The organism is Paenibacillus sp. FSL W8-0194, assembly GCF_037969745.1.
GTDB classification, from domain to species: Bacteria; Bacillota; Bacilli; order Paenibacillales; family Paenibacillaceae; genus Paenibacillus_AQ; species Paenibacillus_AQ cookii.
In genome coordinates this window covers 439,219-463,858 of record NZ_CP150205.1, presented here as the reverse complement: position 1 = coordinate 463,858, position 24,640 = coordinate 439,219, and the positions used below count along the sequence as shown (strand labels likewise).

Sequence of the window (24,640 nt, the reverse complement as noted above, 5' to 3'; positions counted from 1 at the left end):
TTTTCCGCCAACCTCATGCTTCACCCATCACTCCCCTTACTTGGCAAAAAGCCTGCCTCTCTCGCGAGGTGCATGGATTTGGCTTGGCCGCAAAACCGCTGTACATACGCATCAACGAAACGAATGATTCCCTTACTCGACGGTAATTTCTCCGGCGGAGGTCTGAAGCAAAATCTCCGCTCCTCCCCCGTTGAACTCCCGTTTTCCGTCCGGCACGCCGGTGATCGCCCCAAGGTCGCTTTCCGCCTGAAGCGTATATTTCATCGTATCGGCAAAGGAGGCGCGGATGCTTCCCACATCGGTCCGGGCCGTCAGACTGCCGCCTTCCTCGATCCCGTTCATTCGGAGCTGCAGGCTTCCGGCATCGGCTTCTATCTCGGACGCACCCAACGCGTGGCCGTCTAGCACGACGATATTCCCCACATTATTGCGGATTCGGTAGTTCCCTTTAAACCCTTCCACGTTCACTTCCCCGACGTCGCTCGCGATATCGATGCCCGTCACCGATCCGGGAACTTCGATTTCATAGTCGATGACGAAGTCGGAATAGCCGTATTTGGATTCGGCCCAATCCCATAAATTCCGCTCCGGGTCGTCTTTCGGGCTGGTTGCGAGCCTCAGGTTGCCGCCCTCTGGAAGGAACGAAGTCTCCGCTTGTTCCGCCACGTTTTCGTAAGACCTGTCTTTCAAAAACCAAATCGTCGTCTTCACCTGGACCGCGTCCCCCGCCACCGGCACGAGGCGAATGTTTCCGACCTTATGCTCGATGCGCAGCACCGTCTCTGAGCCGGATTCATGCTGAGCCGTTAACTCGAGCGGTTTACCGCTCCGCTTGATTCGGTCCGCCATCCCGGAAGCGGCGTTGCCGATCGAATCCCCCGCGGCGGCCGTAACCTGCTGCAGGTCCTCCTTAACGGATTGCGCGGCTTCGTTAACGGAAGCGCAGCCCGTCAAAAGCAGCCCTGAAAGGATCGCCCCGGCCGCTGCCCACTGATATGATCTCTTCATTATGAGTTCCCTCCGATACCCCTCTGGTTATATCTGGTACTCATTATACGGGTCGGAGGCGCCACTCGCGCCGAGCCTGAGACTAGTCGCTCCCTGGACTTTGGTCTGGGAGGGGAGCCGACCTGGCCGTCTGGATATGAAAGTTTAGACGTGCACGGCCCGGATATCCTCGAATCGGATCCACTGCCAGTCATCTTCCTCGCGCAGTTTGATTTCCTTCAAATATGTATTGACGACGGTCACAAAACCGCGCAGCTGGCGGCTTCCGTTCGGCGTGTCGACCGTCATGCCGATTTTGACGTGCGCTTCGAGCGAATGCGTAAGCTCGCGTTCGATGCTTGCCCAATCCTGATGCTCCTTCTCCGGGCGGGATGCCTCCTTGCGTTCCGGCTCCGGTGTCATCAAAGCGGATGGATGCGGTTTGTTCATCTATCATCATCTCCCGTTAATCAAATAAGAACACATGTTCTTATTATACCCCAAATCATTCCCTTTTGGCAATGTGAAATAACTCCCGGCAAAGTCTGACTCCGCCGCCGTAAATGCATTCGCGTCATTCGCCGCGAAGCCGCAAGCGTTCAAGAAACTGCTCTTCCGAGATGACCTCGATGCCTTCCCGCTGCAGCAGCGCGGCCGTCACTCCGCTTCCGGCCACTTTGCGGTTTTCAAACTTGCCGTCGTAGATCATCAAGCTGCCGCAGGAAGGACTGTATTCTTTTAACACGACCAGGCGGGCACCCAACCCGCGTATCACATCCAGCGCCGCATAAGCGCCCTTGACGTACATCTCGCTGACGTCCCTGCCCGATTTTTCGATGACCCGGGCTTGTCCGTCCAGCACGTCGGCACCGGTTCCGCCTTGAATTTCGGCCGGCTCCCGCGGCGTCGCGAATCCGCCCATCAGCTCCGGGCAAACCGTGACCGCCTTTTTTTCCTCGACCAGACGCCCAATCGTTTCATCCAAGCAGTCCGTTCCGTTATATCTCACTTTCAATCCTGCCAGGCAGGAACTGACCACGATCATACCAATCACTCCTTAACTTCATTATACAAGACGAATGGCCTCAATGGTCAGGTTCAACAAATTGCTTTCTGAGCGCACCAGGCAGGCTCGGACCGACAGCAACAAAAAAAGCGCTGAGCCCACTTTCGTGAACCGCGCTTTGCCCGGGTTGAGCCGTGCGTAGAACGCTTCTTCGACCCTATAAAAGGATCAGCCGCTCCCCGGAATCGTCTTGTCGCTTTTTCTCTCGAACCCCGGCTCGTATACGCTGAAAAAGGAAATGCTCGATGTTTTGACGTGATGTTCGTTCAGGACAACCCATTCCTCGCTTTTCAGCCGTGCAATGATTCCCGGAACGTCGCCCGAAATGATATTCAATGACTCCCCGCCGACAAAATGAATCGTAATGCTGCTTTCGCTCAAAATGCCTCCACCTCCAGAAATTCGCTCCATATCATGGAAGTATTCCCCGTTCCTTCACTTCTTATATACACGGGACGGAGAAAGGGAAAACGGGAGGAAGGAACTATGTCCAAAATGTTTAAAAGGCTGCCAAGTACCTAAGACGACCGCTATCCGAGAAGCTCCTAAGGGTACACCCAAAGTTCCGATGTCCACGGTCAGAAAACGAAATAATCACACTAGTTCTGAAGGCATAATATCCCTCCCATTGTTTTAGTACATTTATCACTCTGCAATAAAAAACATTTTTTATATATAATTTAAAAGTCAAATGTGTTCTGTAGAGGCATAAAATGCTAGTAATTAATTTAACCAAGGAGATGATTTATTCAATGAAAAAAATGATCATAGGACTGACCATAGGCATGTTAATTGGATCTTCTACCGTTGCTTTAGCGGCTACATCGAATACAGTAAAAGCAAACCTTGTTAAGTATCGTATTATGATCAGTGGCAAAAACCAGACAGTATCTGCAAATCAGTTACTTTACAATGGCAATACATATATTCAACTTCGTGAAGCTGGCAACCTTTTTGGTTATTATGCAACATTTGACGGTCCAAATAAAACGATACATTTTAGTTCAAAAGATAGTAATCAGAATAAATGGATTTCTCTCCTGGATTTCTCAATTGCAACTAATCTACAGGTTGAGCCGGATCAAGAGAAACCGGATGTGTATAAGATTCTAAAGGGAAATGACGTTATCCTAAACATCAACGCTCTCGACCTCAAAGAAAATGAAGAAAGAGCGGTTGCTGCACAGAATGGCACCATGGTTTATTTCACAAAAATCAAAGGTTCTGTGGTCCTAAATCGCGCTAATTTGAAGCCAGCAGGATTAATGTAATGGATTGTATGAGTTAAAGAATATCCCTAGAATTTAACTAAAGCAGAAGATGGTTCCGAGGGGGGCCATCTTCTGCTTTTATCTGTCTACTAACATGGTACATGAATCCTTTTATTCATAATTATCCGGTAATAATTCGACAACAGAACAATTACTATCCCATCCCTATATCTTTCAATAATTCCTCGATGTAATATAGTTCAATGAATCCGGTCGGGAATAAGCTTCTGCACGATTTGCTTCGAAAGATCCTGCGTCTCCCCTTGGATGGCTTCCATCGCTTTTCGTTTTTCCAGCTCCAGCTCCGCCAGCGCCTCTGCCACATGCCGATCCGACTCGTCCCTTGCTTCCTTGATGACCTGCTCCGCTTTCGCCAAGCTTTCACGGATCGTACGCTGTACGGCGTTATTCGCATCCTGCACCGCGGACTGCAGCACCGCGTTTCTTTCGGCTTCAAGCCTCTGCATCTCCTCCCGAAGCTGTTCAGCCGACTCCAGATGCTGTTTCGTGCGGGCCTCCCTTTCCTCCATAACCTTAAACAACGGTCCAAATGCATACTTGCTTAACAAAAAATATAAAACCAAAAACGCAATGAGGGACATCACCATCGAAGGCAGGGATGTTGCACTGAAAAAATTCATCGTTTCCGCTCCTTTGCAGCCAAAGTTCTGATCTCATCGACATGCAATGCGTCATAACATGGTGCCGGTTCGCCTAGAGATGTTTCTAGCGTACCATAAATTTCCACATAGTAAGGATAGGAACGATTTCGATTTTTGTATTTTTTGTGAAATGCAATTATCGAGTAGGATGGTGTCCCTTCCCGATATACCCAAACATAAATGTCAGCACAACGGCGAAAATATAACACGCCTTAAGGATAATGGGGACTTGTACGGCCAAACTTAAAATCAAAAAGATCAAGACAAAACCGCTTTCTTCCCTGAGATACCGCGAAAATGACTTGGCCAGGATACGATAAACCATGATTCCGACGTACAACAACATGGAGACGGTGTACCCGATCGTGACGAGCATGATTTTCCCCTTCCGAAAAGATGTGGTTAAACAAAAAAGACGCGGCTTCCGAAATTCGGAATCCCGCGTCCTGTAAGGCTTCATAAGGATGCTGGTGAAGGGAATTGAACCCCCGACCTACGCATTACGAGTGCGTTAATACTTCGCAATTTCCTCCGATACCTGAACGCTGCCTATAACGGACATTCAAACGTGTCTTACGGATTTCTCGGAGTCCTACGTACTGACGATTATACAGCGCAACGGTTAGCAATTCAACCATATTTAACCTGCCGAGTTATTTTTGTTGCGCGGATTTTATGAGGGCCTGATGCGGTGCCTTTGAGGTGCCCCCTTGGGGGGTCGTGCTTCACCGCAATAAAGCGTTATGCATCCGTATGCAATCGCAGGGGCAACGCACAAGTAATACGTAGGCCACAGCGCATGCCTCAAACCCGCACCACTACGCCATTCTTTCGATTTATACCGCGCACACCGTTTATGCATCGTTTATACATTCGCCGAAAACCGCACCGTTATGCGATCCACTTTAGCACACTAAATAATCGTAATCTATACGATATGCATCCGTTTATGCAGCGCCAACCCCCGATTTTCTGGCGACCGTCCGCCGAGCCCGCGTCGTTGAATTTCGGCCACTTATGCGCAAGAATGTGACGTGATAATCTCGCCCCATCAGCGCTCTCCTCGCCTTACTCCCGCAAGAGTTCGGCCGCAACGAAGTACCTCCGAAGTGTCTCCGCATCACATCCGACAAGATTAATCTTCGGCATCTCTGCGCGAATCTCATCGATATATTCTGCGATCGCCTTCCGCAAGGCCGAACGGAAGTCCCTCCGTTCCATCCAGCGGTAAAGCTGGCGCCGACTGACGCCAACCTCCGCGGCAATATCATCCATCGAAGTATGAGTCGATCGGCGCGCCATTAACTCGATCGCTCTGTGATGACGCTTGTCTAACGGAGGACGCGCGCGCTTCTTCCTCTTCCGCTTACTCACCGTTAACCATCCGATCAAGTTCGGCAATTTCACGCTGGATCTCCTCGTCAGTCTTGCGCTTGCCGGCGAGTTCCCGTTCGTTGGTTACGACTTCGTGGCGGTCGGTCAGTAGCGCATAATGGCGGAAGTACAGGTCAAGCGCTCTAACCGACGGGATGCCGTTGCTACCGCCCATGGCTGCCCGTACGAGCTGCGTGTACATTTTCGAGCGCATGGCGTCGAGTTGTCTCTCCGCCAGATAATTCGTGTACGCGGTGAAGTCCTCCTCGGTACGCCAGCCCGTTAATGTCGAGCGACTACATCCGACCGCGTCCGCAATCTCCTGCATCGTGCGCTTTTGGATCGAATCGTCGCCGAGAATGTCCGCCCAGTCATTCAGTACAAGGAGATGCGCGGCCTGAATCTTTTGCGGGGTTAGTTGTGCTTCGAGTTGTTTCCGTAATTTACTCATAGGATAGTTCCTCCTCTATTTCTTTAAGCGCTTTATCAATCGCGGCCTGTAGCGCGACCGGATCGGATAACAAGCGCTCTGCTTCCTTCCGTGCGTCGAAATCGTATTTATCGCGGTGATCGAACGCATCATGTCGTAGCCCTTCATCTTTTGTCATCAACTCAATACAAAAGTGGACGCCGCGCATCTCCTTGTTTGTGTTGATCTCGTCAATTCTTCCGGCGTCAATCAACGCATTAATCCGCTGCATGGCCGCAAGCACTCCGTCAGCTCCGAGCGCATGTAGCCCGCAGAAGAAGCCCACTGAGTGACGCAAGAGGCGCGCCATTTCACCATATTCCGCAAGCTTATCCGTATCAATCCGCATAACCTGGCCAGCCGCAAGAATCGACGCGTACTTTACTGCAATCGCTCGGAACGGTTGCAACCGCTCAACCAACGCGAGCGATAACGGAATATCAACGCATTTCTTCCGTTTTGGTGGATCGGCCGGCCGCCCTTGTTCAATACGGATCTGGCGCAGTCTCTCCGTTAAGTCTGCGATACTCGTGCGGATCTCTTCGTTCGTTTGGTAAGCCATTCTCTTCCTCCCCAAATTAAAAGAGCCCGCGTGTAGGCGCGAGCCCTTCGTTTTAGTTGCCTATTTCAATTGTTCCTGCAGCTTCGCAATCTCGGCGTTGGCGGCATCTACTTTCGATTGTAAATCCGCGATTCGTGCGCGCTCTTCCTTGAGCTTCTTTTCTACGCCCTCGATGATCAGTGCATGTGCATCAACATCGGTGGTATATGCCTTTTCCTTTTTCAGTTGCTCCTCCAAAGGTGGGATCGTCTCCTCAGAGGCTATTTTGATATCGATTTGATACCATTTCACTTGTTCTCCGAGCTTATATATTTGTTCGCGGATAGCAGGCGCTTGGTCATTTTCTTTAGTAACGTCGGTTGTACCTGTCGTCAATTCTACCGAACCTCCTTCAACTTTCAGCGCGTATCCTGCAGCGTCAGACAAGCTACGAACAGGCGCATAGGTAACGCCATCAATTACGACCGCGTCTTTTATTGCCTTCCCGTCTACTGCGAGCGATATAACGCGTTGAACCTTCTTACCGATAAGACTGCTTCCCGCGGCTGAAGCCACCGCTGTTACTGAGGCGACCGTCATAATGGCTATAACCGATGAATATATTAATTTCTTCATAATATTTCCTCCGATGTTTTTGACACCATTATACATCAATCCGCGGGACTGGGTTATGCTGGAATGTTAACCGCAAACAGCTGAGAGCCGTATTGATTGTAGAATTTAAGATTCCTAGAAGACGGATCAAACGCGGCATTAGCAACAACACTGCTTATATATGCGCGATCGGAAATGGCCGTATCAATCGAATTAAGGCGCGTCTGTAGTTGGCTAATAGAGCTGATCCCGATACCTGAAACACTACCGGAAAATTTAACGTTGCCCTGGATCGTAAGGTTACCGCCAAGCGCCGCGATAAGCATATCGTTAGTCGTGATGATACTAAATACCGAATCTCCACCGTTGACATACCCGCCACCGCCGTTAGTTCCAGCGAAGTTAATCGCGCTCATTCCCTGCGAATCATTAGCGTTAATATATATACGCTGTCTACCGCTGGAATCGTACGTCCGCCACCCTTGCCGATCGACCTCAACGCGCGCGCCGCTCGCAGCGGTCCGGAGCAACGCACCTGTAATCGTTCCGCCCACAAATACGCCACCTTGCGTATAGACGTCGCCGGCGGAGCTTACCGTAAATTTACCGTTACCCACGTTAATCGACGATCCGACGATCGACCCGTCCTTAATGTTAGAACTAAGAATGTTCGCACTATTGGCCGTCAGCTTATTAAGGACCGCATTCCCCTGCATATCCGCGTGAATGGGAATTGAAAGATCCCGCAGCCACCGGACCGGCTTACGGTCACGGATAGCGCACCGACTGCTTACGACCCCTTCCGGCTGAATAATAAACATCGTTAAATAGCCACCGACTACCTCGTCCGCGACATACTCGAAGGTGCGACGTGCCGCGAACTCAACCGGTGTGCTTGAATTAATCTTCCGCACAAACAGCGGCAACGCAACGTCCGAATGCGCAGCCACGCCGTAGACGTCCGCATTAGATGGCGTTTCCTTCTTAATCTCGAAGTTATCGCAGTATGCGAGCTGAACGTAAACCGGCGCCCCATCAACGATTTCGTGCAGGTAGATCCCAAACTCGATGCCGTGCTTTGAATCCGCGTAGCCCGGCGAATCCTTGTGCGCGACGGTGAAAGAGTCGTAAGCCTTCCGAGCCTCGTTCTGAATCTCCTCATAAGAGCTTTCGGGCTTAATTCGATCGAACACTTCTTCAACGATCTCCGCCAGGCCCGACATAAAAATCACGCGGTTTCCGACCTGACGGATTTTATCGTAATCATCCGAAACGACGAAGCTCTTTCCCCCAATCTCTGCACTTAAACGGCTATCTGCCCAAACAAAGAACTTGTTATCGTGGTACAAACTTAGGCATAAACTCAAACTGATTTCCCCCTTATTTATCGCATCTTGACGCCCTGAGACTGTAGGCGGATGGCAACACGTTCGCGCTCGTTGTACAGCGCTTCTGCCGTATCCGGGTCCGCAACTTCGACGTTTTGGATCGACATATCGATGTTCGTAACACTCGGCGCAGGCGTCGGCGCAGTTCCGGCCGGTGTCATCGTGCGGCCGCCGTTCAACGCGTCCCACAAGGCCGCTTGTTGCTGCGGATTAAGAACAAATTCGCCGGCATGAACCTGCGCGATAACCGGTTCGCCGCGATTTCCCTGAACGATTCCGCCGGTGCTGAATGATTGAAGCTTGCCGGTATCCTTTTCGATGCCATACTTCTTGCGCAATTCCTCGTTACGGGCGGCGAGCTGCGCCATTGCGGCCGAGTCACCCCGCGCCTTGGCGGCGGCCCATGCGTCTTTATTGGCGTTGTATTCCGCGAGGTCACTGGCTCGTTGAGACGCCTCATTTGCGGCCGTGATTGTCGCCATTTTCGCGTTGTATTGGGCCACGAACGTGTCCAGATCGGCCAGGATCTGCGTATTAGCGTTCGCATTCTCCCGTACTCGGAACGTCGAAATAGCGGCCTCAATCGTCTGGATATCGCCGGAATAGTTTTCGAAGGCTTGTGTGAGCTCGTTATACTGCGCCTCAGTTGCGGCTTTCTCGGCATCGAACGCGGCAAGCTGCGTGTTTTTCTCGTCTTGTAATGCGGTCTTTTGCGACTCAAGCTCACGTTTCCGGAGGTCCCGATCATGTTCGAGCTTCATGCGCTCAATCTCTTTTAAAATATCCTCGCGTTCCTGGATACCATCCGGACTGACGGCGCTTGCGAGCAAATCGGCACGGGCCTGTTTCTCCGCTAGTTGCGTCTCGTAGTCGGCGTCGACGTTTAGTTCGGCTTCCTTCGCAATAAGGTCGTCAATTGCCTTAATCTTCGCGTCCTGCGCCTCGACATACGCCTTTTTGCGCTCCTCGATCGCGTCTAGTTCCGCCTTTTTAGCGTCGGTAATTGCCTTTTTCTCGGTTTTGACGAGATCGTCCGCAAGCTTCTGCGTTTTCTCGACGAGGGATTTGCGCGCCTGATACATACCTTCGTCGGCTTGCTTGTACCATTCGGTATCTTTCGCGTATCGGCCACGTACCCGAGTCCACGCATCAAGCTTCATCTGTGCTATCTCTTGTTCGGACTTGCCGGCGTCCTGCATGCGGCGTTCTTCCGCCTTAATCCAGTCCGAGGAGACTTGGAATTGACGGGCCTGCTCGGTTTCCTGCGCTCTTGCGAGTTCCTTGCGGGCTTGGTATAGCGACTCGTCCGCCTGTTTGTACTCCTCCGAGTCTTTCTTGTAGCGGTTTCGCATGCGAGTCCAGGCGTCAATTTTCATTTGCGCGATAGCTAATTCGGACTTTCCGGAGTCTTCCATCCGGCGCTCCTCTTTCTTGATCCACTCTGCCGAGAACTCGTAACGTGATCTGGCGCTGTCTTCGGTCAGCCGCTTGATCTGCAGGTTAAGCGACCGTTCGTCCTCGATAGATTCCTTTAAGAACTGTTTGTGCTTCGTCCGGATTTTTTCATATGCTGCGATTTGTTGTTCCGCAGTCCAGTCGAACATTTCCGCCTGATAACGAATTGTTGCGACGTCCGCGTCATATGCCTTTTTGCGAGCTTCTGCTGCCAGTTCGTCGGCGGTCTTGCCCTTTTTCTCCTTCTTCTTCTTCTTAGGAGCTTTGGCTTTCTTTTGCTTCTCAGGCTTGGTCAGATCAATACCGGAGCCGGTCGTAGCTTTGTTGAATTTGTCGTAGGCCCCTGACGTAATATCTGCGATTTTCTTATCCAAATCATTTATTAGTAGCTTAGACTGGTTAACCTCGCTTTGAAGCTGATTCTTCTTCCCTTGAAGGACCATTCCGCCGAAAATGTCAACTGTTTTACTCAGGTCTTTAGGCAGTGCTTGTCCTATCTTGGTTCCTGAGAAGTTGAACCCGTTAATTTTTTGGAGCGCCTCAATTTGTGCTTGCGCGAGCTTCAACTTCGCTTCGGTTTCGATCTTCCAGTGCTGTAGCCGCTCTTTTGACTTTTGAGCAGAGGCCGCGACTGAGTCGGACTCAGCTTTGATTAGGTCATCTAAGGAATCACGATTGGTGATGCGCCATTTATTTTCCTCGCCCAGCTCCGCAATCAGCCCCGGATACTCCCTCGTCAGCGCCTCTACTACCTGGGCAAGTCGTGTCGTCTGTTGTTCGGAAAGTTTTTGCTCACTGCTCAGACTGTCGTATTCCGCCCGGAGCGCTTTCATCTTATCGATATGCTGGACTTGAGTTCCGAGTTTGGCAACCTCTGCCTCTTGGGCTTTTAAGAGCGCGGGTATGGAGTCTTCTATTGCTTTGTTGAGTTCACTGTACTTTTCCTTGGCGTCGTCGATGTTGTCATACCCCATGCCTTTAAGCTCATCATCAACCTTTTCAAGAGCTTCCTTCATTACATCGAGCTCCGAAACTACCCCACCGAGAGATTGATCCCCGTTAGCATCAAGTTCTTGTATTCTCTGCTCGATTTCTGCACGCCGCTCAAGTACCTCTTGAAGCTCCTCGGATTTCTGCTTCAGGGCTTCGAGATCCTCGACCGTATTTTGCAGTGGAGATTTGTTCAACGTCTCATTCAGCGATTTTTGCGCCTCGTCGTGCTTTTTGACTGCCTCAGCCGCCTCGTTTGACTTCGAAACAATCGCCGCAATCCCGGCAGACACCGCACCAATTGCGACAGAAATCCCAAGTAATATAGGAAATGATACTTCAAGGGCTTTGAATGCGATCGCAAGTGCGCCGATAGCTGCTATGAGCCCTAAAACACCCGCCGTCACTCCCGCAAATGCGACGATTGCAGACTGCAGCGTTGGATTAAGTTGCGTAAAGCCTTGTAGCAACCCGGTGATAAACTCCGCCATTTTACGGACTGCCGGCGCAAGCTTGTCCCCGACTGCGATTCCCGCGGCCTCTAATGCGGCTTGAAGTTCGAGCGTGGCGCCTTTGAGCGTGTCCATCTGTGTATCTGCGACTTCCTGCGCTGTTCCGCCGGCATTTTGAAGGCTCGTCGTGTATTCGTCGAGCGTGTCTTTTCCCTGTGCAATCAACGTTAAAAAGCCGGATGCCGCTTCTCGACCTACGAGAGTTGCGGACACGTCGGCCTGTTGTGCTTGCGTCAGCTTCGTAAAGGATTTTTGAAGGTCGCCAACTATCGTACTCAGCGGTTTGATGTTTCCGGCGGAGTCTTTAATACTGACGCCAAGTCGCTCCAAGTAGAAGGCAGCATCCTTCGATGGCGAAGCCAAGGCTAACAAGATAGCACGGAGTTGTGTGCCGGCCATTTCGCCCTTGATACCGGCGTTACTGAGTTCGCCAATAGCGGCTACGGCTTCCTCGATGCTCACGCCCATATTCGCAGCCACAGGCGCGACATACTTGAGCGAGTACGCGAGGTCCGTGACGTCCGCATTTGTATCGATAGACGATTTCGCCAAGACGTCCGCAACACGCGCCGCCTCGGTTGCCTCAAGGCCGAACCCATTCAGCGCGGACGCCGTCACGTCAGCGGTCGTTGCAAGATCGACCTGGCCCGCAGCCGCCAACGAGAGAACGCCGGGCATCGCCGCAAGTATGTCCTTCGTTTTAAACCCGGCTTGTGCCAATAGTGCGGAGCCGTCCGCAACTTGCGCCGCTGTAAATTTAGTCGTTGCACCGAGTTCGAGCGCTTGTTTCCGCAAACTCTCGAACTCGTCGCCGGTCGCTTGGGAGATCGCTTTGACGTTTGCCATTGACTGCTCGAACTCAGCAGCCGTTTCGACAGATTTTGTTATAACCGCACCCATTGCCGCAGACAAACCGGCGTATGCGAGGCCCAACGCCTTAATCTCTTTTGACATTCCGGAGGCACCGGCGGCGCTTCTTTCCAATCCCTTCGTTACCTTGTCGATTTCGGCGGAGGACATGCCGAGCTTCCGCAATTCGTCGGTTACTTCGGCGATTTGTTTACGCAATAAATCCGGGTTTGCCTTGCGAAGCGCTTCGGTAATTTTCGAGATTTGCGACGATGACAGGCCGAGGCTCGAAAGCTTCGAACTGAGTCCATCGAATGACTTGGTCACGTCGGTGGCTGATTTACCCAAATCATCTAATTGGGATTTCGCCTTATCTACTCCGCTTTTATACTGTGAAATATCAAGCTCTAGTTTGGCGCGGATACCACCGATATCTACTGCATCAGTCGTCATTTATCCACCGCCTCAGATACGGCGCTCATAATGTCGATAATAGTGCCGATAAATAATTCCCGGTCCGACTCACCCAAAACCGGAATGAATCCGGCATCCGTCAACTTCTTCGTCATAGCTTCGGCACCAAACCGCATAACCTCCGCTTTCTCCTCTTCCGAGCCGGCCGCGCCTTTGATTGCGAGCATACTTACGATATCCTTCTCGATCGAGCTCAAGGCAAATTCCATAACTGGATTCAACTCGTTTCCCCCTTTGAAAATAAAAAAGAGCCCGCTTTTTAAGCGAGCCCTCCTTCATATTTCCGTTTTATTTGCGTATAAAGACTCATCATCAGAGCGCTAGGGTTATGTCGAGCTAACCTATACGCCTCCTGCACGTCTGCGTCCGTCACCTTTTCGTCGTTGACGAGAAGGTTTCGCAACCGCTCACGGCCGATACGCCAGTCGATATGTGCCGTCTTCTTCGCGGCATAGTAATCGAGCCTATCGCGCAAAATGACGGCTCGTGCTTTGTCGGCCGGATCTCCGCTTTCTTCCGCCTTGGCCTCTAGCTCCGCGACGTACGACTCAGGCGGATGCTCTAAAAATTTAACGCCGGAATCTTCGGGGAATAATTCCGCAACAGTGTCCCTATATCGGCGCTCAGCCATCGTATAAGCTGCGATTTTTTCGGGATGGCCGGCAGCCATTGTCTTCATTTCCTCTAGCTTGGCGAGGCTTGTATCAAGTTTCAAATTACTTCACCCCCTTCTCGGTTGGTTTGCGCGCAATTCCGTTTGGCAATGCACGACGTTCCTTGATCATGCGCATATCTGATGTTGTTACGAGTGGTAGGTTGTATTCTTGCTCAATTGATTGGACGCCGTATGACACTCTCCCAAGGTGATGGGAATCTCTTTGTTCAAGTTCTGCGACCTCTCGGCGTTGATGATCGTACCTGTCAATGAGGTCATAGTAATCCAAGAGTGCGTTATACATTTCGGTCCTGGCCGCGTCCATCCGTTTAACAATCGGCTTTAGCTCCTTCTCGCGGATCTCCGGAATGACATTGTTGTTCCAGTCCATAGTTAGGTCCAACACGGTAATGCGGCCCTCTCGCGACTTCTCGGTTGTATATGCATAAGCGGCAGCTCGCACGCTCTTCGCCTCATCTACGTCTTTCTCGGCAGCTTCAATCTTTTGGGTGATTGCGTCACGTTCCGCAGCTACGTCCTCACCCTCGAACTCACGGACTAGAATCCGCTGTTTCTCCGCGATGAGATCGGCGACCTTTTGCTCGGCCTCTCTTACCAGTCCATCGTGTTTGTTTCGTAGCTCGATAAAGCGCGCGTCCTGGACATCGTACCTAGATTTCAATTCCCAATTAATCATTTAGAAAACACTCCTTTAATGTATTGAAAAAACCGGATGTACCACGGCTTCCGCGGCTCCGGATTCTCTTCGATTTCTTCGGTCGGCTCGTCTTCTTCCTTTTCAAAGAAAATGTCCTCAAGTATCGGGTATATAGGAGAGCCGGGCGATAGTTGCCTGTACAAACCGCTAAGCGTACTCGAAGGAACAAGCGTCACCTTTACGCCTGCTACCGGCAGAAACAACTTGAAAAGGGTCTCGCTGTCCGTTTCGATGTCGACAGTATCGACGTTGTGGAGGCGCATAGCATCGAGGACATTATCGATAATCGCGAGTTCCTCTACGCCGTCAATACCGCGAATTATCTGATCTGCGTGTGTCCCGGTTTCGTCGAAAAAGTTGATAGCGATTAATTTTGTCGCGCCTATCTCCGTAACGACTGTTTGAAATAATGGCCTCACGATGCTAACGCCACCTTAACGGCAATCGGACGCCCTTGCTTATCCTCACCGACTTCAAACGTTACGCGTTCCCCACTCATGAGATATGTCAGGCCTGGTTCGGCCGCGGATGCATGAAAGAAGTAGTCAGCTTTCCCACTCCGGATGAACCCGTATCCTTTCTCGGCGAGATACATTTTTACCCTGCCCTGTCGGCGACTGGACTTCGTTTTCTCACGTTTGGGCTTCGGCGGTGCGACCGGTGACTTACCCAGGCTCGGCCCGATCAACGAATGAACCTCCACCATTTCCTCGCCTTTTAGTCCTTGCCACGTAATTGCTGCTGGATATGACATACTTACTCCCCCATCTCCTCTTCGTCTGCTTCTTCCGGCTCCGCCCATTGCAAGCGCACGTTATCCGCCTTGTCCATGCGCGGATGATATGTTAACTCGCCTTTAAATCCGCTCTCCGTAGCCGTATATTCAACGCGGCCCCGGATATTGCAGTCGTAAATGACGCGATCCGGCGATAGGCTGCGTCTAAGTACCCGGAGCATATACTTCGCGTGCTCATCGGCGATTTGCTTGAGCGGGTAAGCAGCGTAATTCTCGATCCGCCGGTTGAGCACCACGCCGGCCTCGTTTACCAGCGTCGTATGGACGCGCGTTTTATCACGGTCCGCAAAAACGTACTGATAGACTGTTACGGTCATTCCGCGTCATCCCCTTTTACATATTTGCGTATCCAAGTATCGGCAGCGAATCGACTCAGCACCGCGCCAGACCCTGCAACGTGTGTCCGTCTTGTTCATCGCCTGCAAAAGAACGCATCCATGATCCTCGCGAAAATATGGACAGTAATGTTTTGCGTCTGTTTGTTTTTCATCCATCCGTCAACCTCCCCTCCGTAAAATCGTGCATATATGGCACTCAGAACGCCGTTTTCGCTGGATTTTGGGCGCGACAAATAAGCCCCGAAGGTGTTTATACCTTCCGGACCTCTCGCGTCTGTATCGACGTTATATCGGCGTTTACCGTACCGTTATCTCTCGACGTTCACGCCGAGCAACCGGCGCGCATTCCGTTTCTTCGAGTCGGGTACGTTGTACTGTCTTGCGACGCAGACGCCGCCCTCGTAATATTGCGTTGTCTCAGTGAAATACGGATGACTGCGGTTGATCTTGCGGATGACTTCCGGATCCTCCACGTAAGCGACAAGCCGATCGCCGGCGCGCCAAAGTTTATTCGCCATGTTTGTCCACCTCGTCGCACTCGGCGCAGTACGCCGCGAACGCTTCGGCATCGGTTGAGTGGATCGCGACTTTGCTGACCCCGAAAATCTTCGCTACATCGTCGCCCTGAAAGATACCGGCCCATATCGCATCCAAACTCGTATCCTCGTCCGTGACCGGCCAGACCCCTTTGGTGTATTCCAGGCCGTCCGGCGCATAGACCTTCACGATGTGGTTGCCGTCTTTGACGGTGTGGGTTACTCTGACATAATCGTATAGCATATAAATCATTCCTTGTCCGGGTCGCTGCGGTCTGCACCCTCGAATTTTTATCCCGCGTGTTCCAGGCAGTTTAACGTCCGGCCCGTAGGACATAAAAAATAGCGCTTAATTGAATAGAACTTTGATGGCGGCCAGACTTTTAGCCGGCCCCGCAAAGACAATTCGCGGATTGACGATGACACGGCGCTTACGTTTGTCATGGATGTTGTGCGGCAGGTAGAACACCGGCTTGCCGTCAAGCTTGATCGCTTCGAGCGCCTTCTTGAGCTTTTGCGTGTCCTGATAATGGAGTAGCGCTGCTAGGTTGTCCAAGTCCATCGGTTGCACGCGGTCCTCGTCTCCTTCCTCTGGATTGAAGCAAACGACATTGCATGCGAAGTTCACGAAAGGAAGCACCGAATAGATGAGCGCAAGCTGCTTGATCGCGCGCCCATTGTATCGCTCGTACAGGTCGCGAACCGTACTCCGAAATAACCGTGTGTGGCGGTATTCAGACAAATCGTACTCGGATTTTTTTAACTCACCGCGGTAGAATATCGATGGATTGATGTAGATATCCCCATGCTCGTCGCCGGCGGTAATGATATCTGCGTCAACCAGGCGGCCGAAGAACTCCGAGAACCTAGCGCGGCTCATACCGAGAAGCGATTCGAGCTTCTTTCGGTCGATCGGGCGCCCGTTGTCGTGCTGCAGGCGACCGCTATACTGCGTGTACGTTCCGATATACATCAGGCGCGCAAGATCCGATTGTGTCAGCGTTGGGAAGCGTTCCGCCATCGTTACACAGCCGCGAAACAGAGCGAAGACAAAGCCTCCGTTTTCCGCCTCGTGCGCCGTCAGTTCGTCGCGTACCTGGAGACCGCGGATCTGCTTGTCGGATGTTTTGAGAACGATCTCCATGCCGGCCAGCTTATCGCCGAGTAGCTCCTCGGCTGCCGCCTTCTGTGCGACGACCCCACGTTTAGTCTTTCTTGGCAGGTCCAGCCACCTGCGCTGCTCTTCCAATCTATTAACTGCCAACTTATTTCCTCCTTTGTGAAATTAGGAACACCATGCTTTTCGGGAACAAATGAGGGGAAATACCATGCTTTTCAGGAACAAACGAAATTGCTGATTATCCCGAAATACCTCTGTTTATCGGCCGTTTTCTCTGTTTTCCTCCATTTTTCATATGTTCTATGACTCTTATATTCAGTCATTCTCCTTTTCAATGCCCCCGCGGTACAACCTATCACACACCAACCAAGTACCCACCGTCGCCTTCGGCTCCGCCCCTTGTCGCATTCGCGCCTTCGGACCATATCTATTTCTACCGCGGATAAAGATCATCAACTTCTCTGACGCGGCAAAAGATATATAATAATCCCACAAGGCCCGGTTTTGGCCGCAGTGGTGAGGAGCGTAGCGACTCAACCATGTTCGCGCTCGTCCATAATGGACGTACGGGAACATACGTAATAGCCCGGCCTTTGTAGCGTCTTACCGCGCAAGTCTAACTAGCTTCTGCCGCGCCAGTTCTTTCGCGGTATTCGCCGCATCGTACGCCGCAATAAGGGACGCTAGTCTTTCCGACGTGAGTCCGATTTCACGAATCAACATCGCAACTTGTTCACCGCGCAACGGACGGCTTCCCTTTTCGATATAATGCAAATGCGGCCCGGACACGTTCATGAGCGCTCCCATTTCATCGAGTGTCAAGCCGAGCGCCTTCCGGATTTTGTGCAAATCTCTGCGCGTAATCCCCATACCGTTCTCTCCTTTCGCGTTAATAAATTTTCTTACTACTTGAGCAAATAAAAAAGAACCGCTCCCGCGCCGCCGAGCATCCGGCACGTTTGCAGTGCTTAAACCTGCGGTTGTAACGTATAGCCGTGAGCAGACGATAAATACACGTATCAACACACAAAATTCACAAAATGTTCACATTTAAACGAAAAGAGAAGCGCTATACAGGTATCTTCGAAAGGAAATTTCCCTTCAACTTCTAGGTCCTGAGGACGGGCAAAATGTAAGCCCCCTACTTTAGAGGTCACAAAACGGCGAAAAATACGGGTTATCCACTACCTGTAGCCACAAAACTATTAAAAATACATGTCCTGAAAAAAATACCTCCCCTTTTTAGGTCCGCAAACACCATAAAAATATACGTTTATTTTTCAAAAAAAGTCGGAACGTATGTTCGCATTGTACGTATTACTTAATATAAAACGCAAACGAGCGGTGCCCTATACCGGATTTAACCGGCCGCCCGCTTGCGATAATCGCGGTGTTTACCGTAGGAAATTGTGTACCCGTCCGGAACTGTTGGCGCAGAACCGACCGGATTTCCGCCGAACGTTTGGCGCCGTCCGACGATAAAACTCCCGCATGGCGATCCCACCTGTTGGCGGCCGGCAGGTACGGGACTTCGGCGGTCAATGTTGGCGCAAGGACCGTCGGATAACAACCGGTCACCCCTCCGCTCATCCGCGTGGCTGCGCGGGCATCATCGGAGCGTAATTACGAGAGGATTTCTTTAGCAATAACGACTAGCGCGTAGAACAGGCGAAGCGCAGCGATAATCCGGCGTCGTGTCTTGCGTGATAATCTGTTGTTACGAGTATCCCGAAAGGAAGATTAGTCGACATCGACGAATTCCCCTGGACAGGGCGCTCATTGCGTACATCTGCCGCAACCTCCTTCCGTACAAAGCCTAAATCGTCGAGCTGTGCGGCCGTTACGTCCATGCATCCGATCGTCGCACGCTTGTCCGCGCCAGTTATCCGGAGGAAGGCTGCAGAAGTTATTGCGATAGACTGACCGAGATCGACCGCGTTGACTATGTAGTTGGTTGCGCACGGGCGGCCGTAGATATCGTAGCCGAGTTCGACTGTATAACGGATTTGGTACCGATGCTTGTCCACGATCTCCGCGAGGGTACCGAGGGCTTCGATTTCGCGTGCGCTTGCTTCGAGGGAACCGGCCGTAAGTCTGCGGTCGATCCGCGGGAATACTGCGCTAAAAAGGCGGGAAGGAATATAGCGTTTGTTGCCGTCCAGGGTGACGATATAGTATCCGCGCCGGGACGTGCGTTCGAAAGAAACTGCGTATGTAGGAACGATGATAATTCCGTTCATTTTGAAACCTCCTATTTTTCAAAACGTACGCTTATGCGTACATCATTTGTTTTGATTATAATGTACGCTTATGAGTACAGTCAACTATTAATTTGGAGGTATTTTAATTGGCGTACAAAGTTAAGGTAGTATTCGGAGGGTTGCTGCATGAACGTGGGATGACGCTTAATGAGCTTTCTCTAAAAGCCGATGTTCGGCGGGCCGCATTGTCCGAATTGGTGAACGGTAAAAGGGGGAATATTAATTTTGAACACATCGCCAAAATAGCGGAAGCCCTCGATGTTAATGATATAAGCAAGATAATTACTTTGGTTGAGGTACCGGATGAGTAAGACACTATCACAAGATGTCCAATTCTTTGCAGCAGCCCTTTCCGGCGCGCTAATATCCGTTTGGGAGGAAGATCCTTGCGGAGTGTATATCGAGGCAGAGCGCGGATATATCGATCGATATACGCCGGACTATGTACGTATTCGGAACGCAGAAACCGGGGCTTGGACGTACTATAGCCGGGATAATTCAGTTTTTGAACGAAGAGAAGTAAAAAAAAAGAGACCGCCAACCCGTTTATGGGCGCGGTCCTTTTAGATTATTTTCGTTTTCCTCAACACAGTCTTTTTTGGTCTCTATTGGTCCCAAAAAGACTTCGTATAACGCGCTTTTATTACGTACAATTTTGGGTTTATTCCTCTCCCTCTCCATCCATTCCTCCATCATTTTCGTTACAGTTTTCCTCGCCAAAGTTTCCCCTCCCCTAATTATTTTGCAATTCTACCATAGTAGTTATTGATTGTCATGGCTACGTAAACGTAGACGTATTATAGGCGCGAAGGATGTCTGTAACGTATTGAAAATCGGAAACCCTGCTCAAGCTCTCACCAGACTAGAGCAAGATGAAAAAGCTGATGTCATTTTAAATGATGGCAGGCAGGACAGACTCCAATTAGCAGTAAACGAACCTGGCCTTTACTCCTTGATCCTCGGCAGCCGCAAACCCGAAGCAAAACAATTTAAACGGTGGATCACACACGAAGTCATCCCGACAATCCGACGCACTGGAATGTACGCGACTGATATGCTTTTGGACGATTCTTAACCGCCCGCCAACTTACGCTTGAAATTTGCGGCTTCCCACTCCGCCCATGCCTCGGCATACGCATCGTAAAACACACCGACCGGTGAATAGACGCTAGGTTTCGGCAATCCGGTCCGCAGATCAACGGCCTTCTGGAAATACCGATCGGCAGCTAAAGCGATAACGTCCTCCTCTAATCGATCGCTAAATCTACGCGTCAGCATCGCGTATATATCGGCGAAATAGAAGTCATAGAGGGTTGCCGTATCGTTGAGCGGCAGCCTATGCAGTGCCTTTGCTAGTGCTTGTAAAATGGCTTCATTGGCGCTTTTATTTATTTCTCTTTTAGAATCAGTAGTCTTTAAATTATTAATAACTTGTGTCGTTTTTTCCGCGTTCGGTTTTGCCACGTCGGGAATTTCCGTATGTGGAATATCCGGGTCCGGATCATCGACAATCGGCCGCTCGTAAATTACCGTTTCCAACCCGGTTATCCTATTCGATTCGTCGCGCGTTTGACGGCGCTCAACATATCCGGCTTGTTCGAGTTCCTTTAGCGCGGAATATACGGCATCGCGGCCATCTTTTGAACGTTTGACGAGATCCGAAACGAATACGCGCCAGTTACTCGGCTTAGACAGTAGGTACGCGAGAACACCTTTCGATTTCCAGGACAGACGCTCATCCGATAAAAAATACGGGTCCATAATCGTGTAGCCGCTCTCGCGTTTGGATACGCGAACAATTCCGCCTGACTGCTTCGTCATACTCAGCGACCTCTCTTTCTAGGTCGTGGTAACCCCAGACGCGCAATCTGAGAAAATTGCGTATGGCTATCACGCATTGCCTCTTCGTTTACCTTCACGTATCCCTGCGTGGTCTTAATATCCGCATGCGCTACAATTCGCTGTAGGGTAAACAGATCGCCACCGTTTAGCAAATAATTCGTTATGAAGTAATCCCGAAAACGGTGCGGAGAAACTTTCGTTTTAGTAGTATCAATGCCGGCATCTGTCGCATACTGGCGAAGCCTCTTGCGGAACTGATCAGCCTTTAATCGATCGCCGTAGTTAGAGACAAAAATATAGGTCGTATCGAAGTATTCCCGATTCTCATCCATTAAGCGAACGATCTCACGCAAGACCGATGCGGAGACCGGAACAACACGAGGCTTGCGATTTTTATTTAGATGGCCTGGAAGACGAATGCATCGCGACTGAATATCGATAAAGGATTCCTCTAAATGTAAGGCCTCGTTAATCCGGAGTCCGGTATCGGCAAGCAGTAACATTAGGGCCCTATCTCTATAGCCTGCGAATGTACTTGTGTCGGCTGCCGCGATAATAGCCGATAACTGCTCGTCGGTGATGATACTTTTTTCAGCCATGTCCTTACGCGGCGCTTTTATCTTCTCTGCTGGATTTGTTTGCGCCAACCCCTCCGCAGCCCAAAACTTGCACATCGTCTGTAATGCTCGAAGTCTCGAGGCTACAGTTGCAGGTGAAAGAGTCTTTCCGTCCTGTTTCCGGCACTCCACGCCCTCATATCTCTTATGTTCGTGCGACATATACTCTATGTATTCCCGGAGAGTTACTACCGTAATTTGCCCGATAAATTGGATTTCCGGATGTGCTTGCGCGAGCCATTCCCGAAAATATCGCCAGTAGCTTTTGTAATCTGCGAGCGTCCGACTGCGTACGCCCTCTGTACGTTTGGCGCTAAAAAATAGGTCGAACCCAATATCTAACGGTGTTGCTCCGATTTCTTGGCCGCGGCCCTTACGTTTGTTTATAATCGCTTGTTTTCCTTTGCGCGGATCCGTGTTCATAGCAAAAAGCCCCCTACAATGTACTGTAGGAGACTCCGATTTGACCGTATTTCTGCGCCAACGTTCGTCCATTTCAACGAATAGAATGCGTCGACCTGACGTTGCCTATCCGTTACATTCAACGATCGTCCAGACGTTGATATTACGGGAAAATTGCGATAAGGATGCTGGTGAAGGGAATTGAACCCCCGACCTACGCATTACGAGTGCGTTGCTCTACCCCTGAGCTACACCAGCTTAACAAGGCGTTTCATTCAAACAATCAAACGAAACATAAACTATTATACAGCTTTTCCGGGGAAATGCAATAGTTTATCCCAAAAAAATTTAGGAGGCGCTATTGCAGCTTCGCCCGCACCGATTGCAGCTTCTGCGCGCTCGAGGATGGTTTGTCGCGCCGGTCGTCGATTTTGACAGAAGTGGATACCCGCTGCGCTCCCGCAAGGAACGGAGCTTCATGAAGCGCCGCAATGGCTTTCCATACGTCCTCAAGCGAACCCTCGATAATCGTGCTCATCGACGTTAATTGATAACTGATGCCCTGCTGATTCGCCAACACCTTTTGCATATCGGCCACGTAAGCGCTCAGGCTGGTCGTCGCCGTTCCGATCGGAATGACCGTCACTTCCGCAATCGCCATGTTTTTGCCTCCCTGTCCTTTGCTCGGGCAACCTGAATCGGGCCCGTTCATCTCCCCCTATTGTATCCAACTCCGGAAAAGATAGCAAAGCCTCCGAAACATCGATTGACCGTGTGCAAAGCTTTACGAGGCGCCCTTTGCCCGAAAAGCGGCATACCGGTTAGAAATGTCCTCCATCCCGCTTGTAACGGGATTCGCGCATTTGATTTAATGCAAGCAGCAAATGCATATTGCGCGGGAAAACGGATTACGCTATACTTAGCGGCAAGAATTGAACACCGATATTATGCCGATGACCAGCATCCAACTGCGAGGCGTTTTCGACCGGAGCAATAACAGGTGTTGCTCTCTAAGTTAACCGGCTTTCCGTCCGTTACCGCGGAACCAAGGGGATCGGTCCCTGCCGCTGAATGCAGCGTCAAACCGGTCAATTTGGGTGGCACCGCGAGCAAGCGCTCCTCGTCCCAAAGGATGAGGGCGCTTTTTGTATTTTTTCGGACAAAGGAGCTGTCAAAATCATGTTAAGCATGCAATTTATCCGCAACAATCAAAAGCGGGTGCAGCAAACGGCCATCCACAAAAACATCCCCTTTCAGGTGGAGGAGCTGCTCGCGTGGGATGCCAAACGAAAGGAACTTCTCCGGCAAACGGAAGCGATCCGGGCCCGGCGAAACGAGCTGAGCAAGGAAGTCGCTCCCCTCATGAAGCAAGGGAACCGGGGGGCAGCAGAACCGCTGATGGCACAGGTGAAAGACATGAACGAAACGCTGGGCGCCCTCGAAACGGAACTTCAGGCGGCCGAAGGCCGGGTATCGGAGCTGCTTCTGCTCGTTCCCAATGTCGTGTCGGAGGATACGCCGATCGGCAAGGACGACGGCGACAACGTCGAGGTTCGCCGTTTCGGCGAAGCGCCGGTTTTTGATTTCGAGCCGCGGGACCATGTCGCCCTCGGGGAAATGCATGATTTATTCGACATTCCGCGGGGCGTAAAAACCGCAGGGACGCGCAATTATTATTTGAAGGGCGCGGGCCTTTACCTCCACCTTGCGGTGCAGCGGCTGGCGCTGGATTATTTGGCGGCGCACGGGTTTACGCCGATGGACGTGCCGGTCATGGTCCGGCCGGAAGCCTTGACCCGCACAGGGTTCTTCCCCGCTGGGCAGGATCAGACCTTCGGGATCGCGGACGAAGGAAAATGGCTTGTCGGCACGTCGGAGGTATCGCTTGTGTCGTATTACAGCGACGAAATCGTCGACGTGGGCCAGCCGATCCGACTGGCAGGCATGTCGGCCTGCTACCGGCGCGAGATCGGCTCGGCGGGTCGGGACGTCCGTGGACTGTACCGGGTTCATCAGTTTGCCAAGGTCGAGCAGGTCGTTCTCTGCCAAAACGACCCTAGCGTATCGGAGGCTATTTTGCAGGAGATCACCGGCCATGCCGAAGCGATTTTGCGGATGCTGGAGCTTCCATACCGGGTGATGGCCGTGTGCACCGGCGATATGTCGCAAAAAACGTATAAACAATATGATATCGAGACGTGGATGCCAAGCCGCGGCGCCTACGGCGAAACGCACTCGTCGTCGAACCTGCTGGATTTTCAGGCCCGGCGTTCGAATATCCGTTACCGGGACGAGGACGGCAATCTCCAGTACTGCCATACGCTAAACAACACGGCCGTCGCTTCGCCGCGCATTCTGATCCCGCTCCTCGAAAACCATCAGCGGCCGGACGGCAGCATAGATATCCCGCAAGCGTTGCGGCCGTACATGGGCGGCATCGAGCGGCTCACGCCACCCGAACCCGAGGAATAACTTTAGGACAGAAAAAGTATTCAACCGGCATTTACCAGGATCCCCCTCATACAATACTAACAACGCGCTGCACCCGATGCGGCCGGGAATTTTGGCATTCCCACGAGGGCTGCCCTTGATCCTGAACGATGAAGTGCATAGCCGACCTGTCCGGTTACGACCGGTACCAAAAGCATTTTCCTGTTGTTGCAGACGCCGGACCTTCAGGAATATACTGGTTGTACACAACA

Annotated in this window: 28 protein-coding genes, 2 tRNA genes and 1 pseudogene; 4 read left to right on the top strand and 27 right to left on the bottom strand. The window is 51.3% G+C overall.

Annotated features, from left to right (window positions below; all coding sequences use genetic code 11):
- Window positions 1–132 precede the first annotated feature (132 nt).
- The 4 genes from MKY58_RS01975 to MKY58_RS01960 all read right to left on the bottom strand — a co-directional run bounded on the left by MKY58_RS01975 (window position 133) and on the right by MKY58_RS01960 (window position 2,434).
- A complete protein-coding gene (locus MKY58_RS01975; RefSeq protein ID WP_339323237.1) occupies window positions 133–1,008 on the bottom strand; it encodes a hypothetical protein in 876 nt (291 codons plus the stop codon).
- A 144-nt stretch (window positions 1,009–1,152) separates the two neighbouring features.
- A complete protein-coding gene (locus MKY58_RS01970) occupies window positions 1,153–1,437 on the bottom strand; it encodes a YolD-like family protein (RefSeq protein WP_212948815.1) in 285 nt (94 codons plus the stop codon).
- A gap of 124 nt (window positions 1,438–1,561) precedes the next feature.
- Window positions 1,562–2,032 carry a DUF523 domain-containing protein gene (locus MKY58_RS01965; RefSeq protein WP_339323236.1) on the bottom strand — a complete coding sequence of 157 codons (471 nt, stop codon included), beginning with the start codon at window positions 2,030–2,032 and terminating at the stop codon, window positions 1,562–1,564.
- Between the two features lie 189 nt (window positions 2,033–2,221).
- Window positions 2,222–2,434, bottom strand: a complete 213-nt coding sequence (locus tag MKY58_RS01960; RefSeq protein ID WP_036708697.1) for a hypothetical protein — start codon at window positions 2,432–2,434, stop codon at window positions 2,222–2,224.
- Between the two features lie 371 nt (window positions 2,435–2,805).
- On the opposite strand from MKY58_RS01960, the gene MKY58_RS01955 reads away from it, so the two are divergent.
- Window positions 2,806–3,324: a hypothetical protein gene (locus MKY58_RS01955; RefSeq protein WP_339323235.1), complete on the top strand. Its 519-nt coding sequence runs from the start codon at window positions 2,806–2,808 to the stop codon at window positions 3,322–3,324.
- 200 nt (window positions 3,325–3,524) lie between these two features.
- Here the strand turns inward: MKY58_RS01955 and atpF are convergent, their stop codons facing one another.
- The 19 genes from atpF to MKY58_RS01860 all read right to left on the bottom strand — a co-directional run bounded on the left by atpF (window position 3,525) and on the right by MKY58_RS01860 (window position 19,056).
- Window positions 3,525–3,965, bottom strand: a complete 441-nt coding sequence (atpF, locus tag MKY58_RS01950; RefSeq protein ID WP_339323234.1) for a F0F1 ATP synthase subunit B — start codon at window positions 3,963–3,965, stop codon at window positions 3,525–3,527.
- A 489-nt stretch (window positions 3,966–4,454) separates the two neighbouring features.
- Window positions 4,455–4,516 (bottom strand) — tRNA-OTHER (locus MKY58_RS01945).
- An 836-nt stretch (window positions 4,517–5,352) separates the two neighbouring features.
- Entirely contained in the window at window positions 5,353–5,811 is a 459-nt protein-coding gene (locus MKY58_RS01940; RefSeq protein ID WP_339323233.1) for a phBC6A51 family helix-turn-helix protein, read from the bottom strand.
- On the bottom strand, window positions 5,804–6,391 hold the full coding sequence (locus MKY58_RS01935) for a hypothetical protein (protein ID WP_339323232.1): 588 nt from the start codon (window positions 6,389–6,391) through the stop codon (window positions 5,804–5,806). The genes MKY58_RS01940 and MKY58_RS01935 overlap by 8 nt, the downstream gene beginning before the upstream one ends.
- Window positions 6,392–6,451: 60 nt before the next feature.
- Complete coding sequence (locus tag MKY58_RS01930; RefSeq protein ID WP_339323231.1) at window positions 6,452–7,006, bottom strand: hypothetical protein; 555 nt, start codon at window positions 7,004–7,006, stop codon at window positions 6,452–6,454.
- A 53-nt stretch (window positions 7,007–7,059) separates the two neighbouring features.
- Window positions 7,060–8,352 carry a hypothetical protein gene (locus tag MKY58_RS01925; RefSeq protein WP_339323230.1) on the bottom strand — a complete coding sequence of 431 codons (1,293 nt, stop codon included), beginning with the start codon at window positions 8,350–8,352 and terminating at the stop codon, window positions 7,060–7,062.
- Between the two features lie 17 nt (window positions 8,353–8,369).
- Window positions 8,370–12,632 (bottom strand): phage tail tape measure protein, encoded by a 4,263-nt coding sequence (locus tag MKY58_RS01920; protein ID WP_339323229.1) that lies wholly within the window; start codon window positions 12,630–12,632, stop codon window positions 8,370–8,372.
- On the bottom strand, window positions 12,629–12,874 hold the full coding sequence (locus tag MKY58_RS01915) for a hypothetical protein (RefSeq protein ID WP_339323228.1): 246 nt from the start codon (window positions 12,872–12,874) through the stop codon (window positions 12,629–12,631). Before MKY58_RS01915 ends, MKY58_RS01920 begins: the two co-directional genes overlap by 4 nt.
- 38 nt (window positions 12,875–12,912) lie before the next feature.
- Window positions 12,913–13,368: a hypothetical protein gene (locus tag MKY58_RS01910; RefSeq protein WP_339323227.1), complete on the bottom strand. Its 456-nt coding sequence runs from the start codon at window positions 13,366–13,368 to the stop codon at window positions 12,913–12,915.
- 1 nt (window position 13,369) lies between these two features.
- Window positions 13,370–14,005, bottom strand: coding sequence for a hypothetical protein (locus tag MKY58_RS01905; RefSeq protein ID WP_339323226.1), 636 nt, complete (start codon window positions 14,003–14,005; stop codon window positions 13,370–13,372).
- Window positions 14,002–14,445: a hypothetical protein gene (locus MKY58_RS01900; RefSeq protein ID WP_339323225.1), complete on the bottom strand. Its 444-nt coding sequence runs from the start codon at window positions 14,443–14,445 to the stop codon at window positions 14,002–14,004. The genes MKY58_RS01905 and MKY58_RS01900 overlap by 4 nt, the downstream gene beginning before the upstream one ends.
- Window positions 14,442–14,780 carry a cold shock domain-containing protein gene (locus tag MKY58_RS01895; protein ID WP_339323224.1) on the bottom strand — a complete coding sequence of 113 codons (339 nt, stop codon included), beginning with the start codon at window positions 14,778–14,780 and terminating at the stop codon, window positions 14,442–14,444. The genes MKY58_RS01900 and MKY58_RS01895 overlap by 4 nt, the downstream gene beginning before the upstream one ends.
- 2 nt (window positions 14,781–14,782) lie before the next feature.
- Window positions 14,783–15,139 carry a hypothetical protein gene (locus tag MKY58_RS01890; protein WP_339323223.1) on the bottom strand — a complete coding sequence of 119 codons (357 nt, stop codon included), beginning with the start codon at window positions 15,137–15,139 and terminating at the stop codon, window positions 14,783–14,785.
- Between the two features lie 329 nt (window positions 15,140–15,468).
- Entirely contained in the window at window positions 15,469–15,678 is a 210-nt protein-coding gene (locus MKY58_RS01885; protein WP_339323222.1) for a hypothetical protein, read from the bottom strand.
- Window positions 15,668–15,940: a hypothetical protein gene (locus MKY58_RS01880; protein WP_339323221.1), complete on the bottom strand. Its 273-nt coding sequence runs from the start codon at window positions 15,938–15,940 to the stop codon at window positions 15,668–15,670. Before MKY58_RS01880 ends, MKY58_RS01885 begins: the two co-directional genes overlap by 11 nt.
- A 105-nt stretch (window positions 15,941–16,045) precedes the next feature.
- The gene (locus MKY58_RS01875) at window positions 16,046–16,960 is read right to left on the bottom strand and encodes a hypothetical protein (protein ID WP_339323220.1); all 915 of its coding nucleotides are present in this window, start codon (window positions 16,958–16,960) and stop codon (window positions 16,046–16,048) included.
- A 459-nt stretch (window positions 16,961–17,419) separates the two neighbouring features.
- A complete protein-coding gene (locus MKY58_RS01870; protein WP_339323219.1) occupies window positions 17,420–17,686 on the bottom strand; it encodes a helix-turn-helix transcriptional regulator in 267 nt (88 codons plus the stop codon).
- Between the two features lie 447 nt (window positions 17,687–18,133).
- Window positions 18,134–18,406, bottom strand: a complete 273-nt coding sequence (locus MKY58_RS01865) for a hypothetical protein (RefSeq protein WP_339323218.1) — start codon at window positions 18,404–18,406, stop codon at window positions 18,134–18,136.
- 62 nt (window positions 18,407–18,468) lie between these two features.
- Window positions 18,469–19,056, bottom strand: a complete 588-nt coding sequence (locus tag MKY58_RS01860) for a hypothetical protein (protein WP_339323217.1) — start codon at window positions 19,054–19,056, stop codon at window positions 18,469–18,471.
- Window positions 19,057–19,163: 107 nt separating this feature from the next.
- Here MKY58_RS01860 and MKY58_RS01855 point away from each other — a divergent pair, with 107 nt between their 5' ends.
- On the top strand, window positions 19,164–19,388 hold the full coding sequence (locus tag MKY58_RS01855) for a helix-turn-helix transcriptional regulator (protein ID WP_339323216.1): 225 nt from the start codon (window positions 19,164–19,166) through the stop codon (window positions 19,386–19,388).
- Window positions 19,389–19,882: 494 nt separating this feature from the next.
- Window positions 19,883–20,122 (top strand): annotated as a pseudogene (locus MKY58_RS01850) (Bro-N domain-containing protein); the annotation flags it as partial.
- A 26-nt stretch (window positions 20,123–20,148) separates the two neighbouring features.
- Here the strand turns inward: MKY58_RS01850 and MKY58_RS01845 are convergent.
- From MKY58_RS01845 to MKY58_RS01830, 4 genes are all read right to left on the bottom strand, one after another.
- The gene (locus tag MKY58_RS01845) at window positions 20,149–20,898 is read right to left on the bottom strand and encodes a helix-turn-helix domain-containing protein (protein WP_339323215.1); all 750 of its coding nucleotides are present in this window, start codon (window positions 20,896–20,898) and stop codon (window positions 20,149–20,151) included.
- Window positions 20,899–20,900: 2 nt separating this feature from the next.
- Entirely contained in the window at window positions 20,901–21,959 is a 1,059-nt protein-coding gene (locus tag MKY58_RS01840) for a tyrosine-type recombinase/integrase (protein WP_339323214.1), read from the bottom strand.
- Between the two features lie 165 nt (window positions 21,960–22,124).
- Window positions 22,125–22,196 (bottom strand) — tRNA-Thr (locus tag MKY58_RS01835).
- Between the two features lie 100 nt (window positions 22,197–22,296).
- Window positions 22,297–22,599: an MTH1187 family thiamine-binding protein gene (locus MKY58_RS01830; RefSeq protein ID WP_036708885.1), complete on the bottom strand. Its 303-nt coding sequence runs from the start codon at window positions 22,597–22,599 to the stop codon at window positions 22,297–22,299.
- Between the two features lie 518 nt (window positions 22,600–23,117).
- Between MKY58_RS01830 and serS the strand changes: the two genes are divergently transcribed.
- Window positions 23,118–24,410 carry a serine--tRNA ligase gene (gene serS, locus MKY58_RS01825; RefSeq protein ID WP_339323213.1) on the top strand — a complete coding sequence of 431 codons (1,293 nt, stop codon included), beginning with the start codon at window positions 23,118–23,120 and terminating at the stop codon, window positions 24,408–24,410.
- The last annotated feature ends 230 nt before the right edge of the window (window positions 24,411–24,640 follow it).

Excerpts from the sequence above, each read along its gene's own strand:
- MKY58_RS01975 (WP_339323237.1), bottom strand. The coding sequence starts at position 1,008 with ATGAAGAGATCATATCAGTGGGCAGCGGCCGGGGCGATCCTTTCAGGG.
- MKY58_RS01840 (WP_339323214.1), bottom strand. The coding sequence starts at position 21,959 with ATGAACACGGATCCGCGCAAAGGAAAACAAGCGATTATAAACAAACGT.
- MKY58_RS01885 (WP_339323222.1), bottom strand. The coding sequence starts at position 15,678 with ATGGCGAATAAACTTTGGCGCGCCGGCGATCGGCTTGTCGCTTACGTG.
- MKY58_RS01880 (WP_339323221.1), bottom strand. The coding sequence starts at position 15,940 with ATGCTATACGATTATGTCAGAGTAACCCACACCGTCAAAGACGGCAAC.
- atpF (WP_339323234.1), bottom strand. The coding sequence starts at position 3,965 with ATGAATTTTTTCAGTGCAACATCCCTGCCTTCGATGGTGATGTCCCTC.
- MKY58_RS01920 (WP_339323229.1), bottom strand. The coding sequence starts at position 12,632 with ATGACGACTGATGCAGTAGATATCGGTGGTATCCGCGCCAAACTAGAG.
- MKY58_RS01940 (WP_339323233.1), bottom strand. The coding sequence starts at position 5,811 with ATGAGTAAATTACGGAAACAACTCGAAGCACAACTAACCCCGCAAAAG.
- MKY58_RS01890 (WP_339323223.1), bottom strand. The coding sequence starts at position 15,139 with ATGACCGTAACAGTCTATCAGTACGTTTTTGCGGACCGTGATAAAACG.
- MKY58_RS01845 (WP_339323215.1), bottom strand. The coding sequence starts at position 20,898 with ATGACGAAGCAGTCAGGCGGAATTGTTCGCGTATCCAAACGCGAGAGC.
- MKY58_RS01895 (WP_339323224.1), bottom strand. The coding sequence starts at position 14,780 with ATGTCATATCCAGCAGCAATTACGTGGCAAGGACTAAAAGGCGAGGAA.
- MKY58_RS01930 (WP_339323231.1), bottom strand. The coding sequence starts at position 7,006 with ATGAAGAAATTAATATATTCATCGGTTATAGCCATTATGACGGTCGCC.
- MKY58_RS01870 (WP_339323219.1), bottom strand. The coding sequence starts at position 17,686 with ATGGGGATTACGCGCAGAGATTTGCACAAAATCCGGAAGGCGCTCGGC.
- MKY58_RS01905 (WP_339323226.1), bottom strand. The coding sequence starts at position 14,005 with ATGATTAATTGGGAATTGAAATCTAGGTACGATGTCCAGGACGCGCGC.
- MKY58_RS01860 (WP_339323217.1), bottom strand. The coding sequence starts at position 19,056 with ATGAACGGAATTATCATCGTTCCTACATACGCAGTTTCTTTCGAACGC.
- MKY58_RS01955 (WP_339323235.1), top strand. The coding sequence starts at position 2,806 with ATGAAAAAAATGATCATAGGACTGACCATAGGCATGTTAATTGGATCT.
- MKY58_RS01970 (WP_212948815.1), bottom strand. The coding sequence starts at position 1,437 with ATGAACAAACCGCATCCATCCGCTTTGATGACACCGGAGCCGGAACGC.
- MKY58_RS01935 (WP_339323232.1), bottom strand. The coding sequence starts at position 6,391 with ATGGCTTACCAAACGAACGAAGAGATCCGCACGAGTATCGCAGACTTA.
- serS (WP_339323213.1), top strand. The coding sequence starts at position 23,118 with ATGTTAAGCATGCAATTTATCCGCAACAATCAAAAGCGGGTGCAGCAA.
- MKY58_RS01965 (WP_339323236.1), bottom strand. The coding sequence starts at position 2,032 with ATGATCGTGGTCAGTTCCTGCCTGGCAGGATTGAAAGTGAGATATAAC.
- MKY58_RS01865 (WP_339323218.1), bottom strand. The coding sequence starts at position 18,406 with ATGAGCGGAGGGGTGACCGGTTGTTATCCGACGGTCCTTGCGCCAACA.
- MKY58_RS01830 (WP_036708885.1), bottom strand. The coding sequence starts at position 22,599 with ATGGCGATTGCGGAAGTGACGGTCATTCCGATCGGAACGGCGACGACC.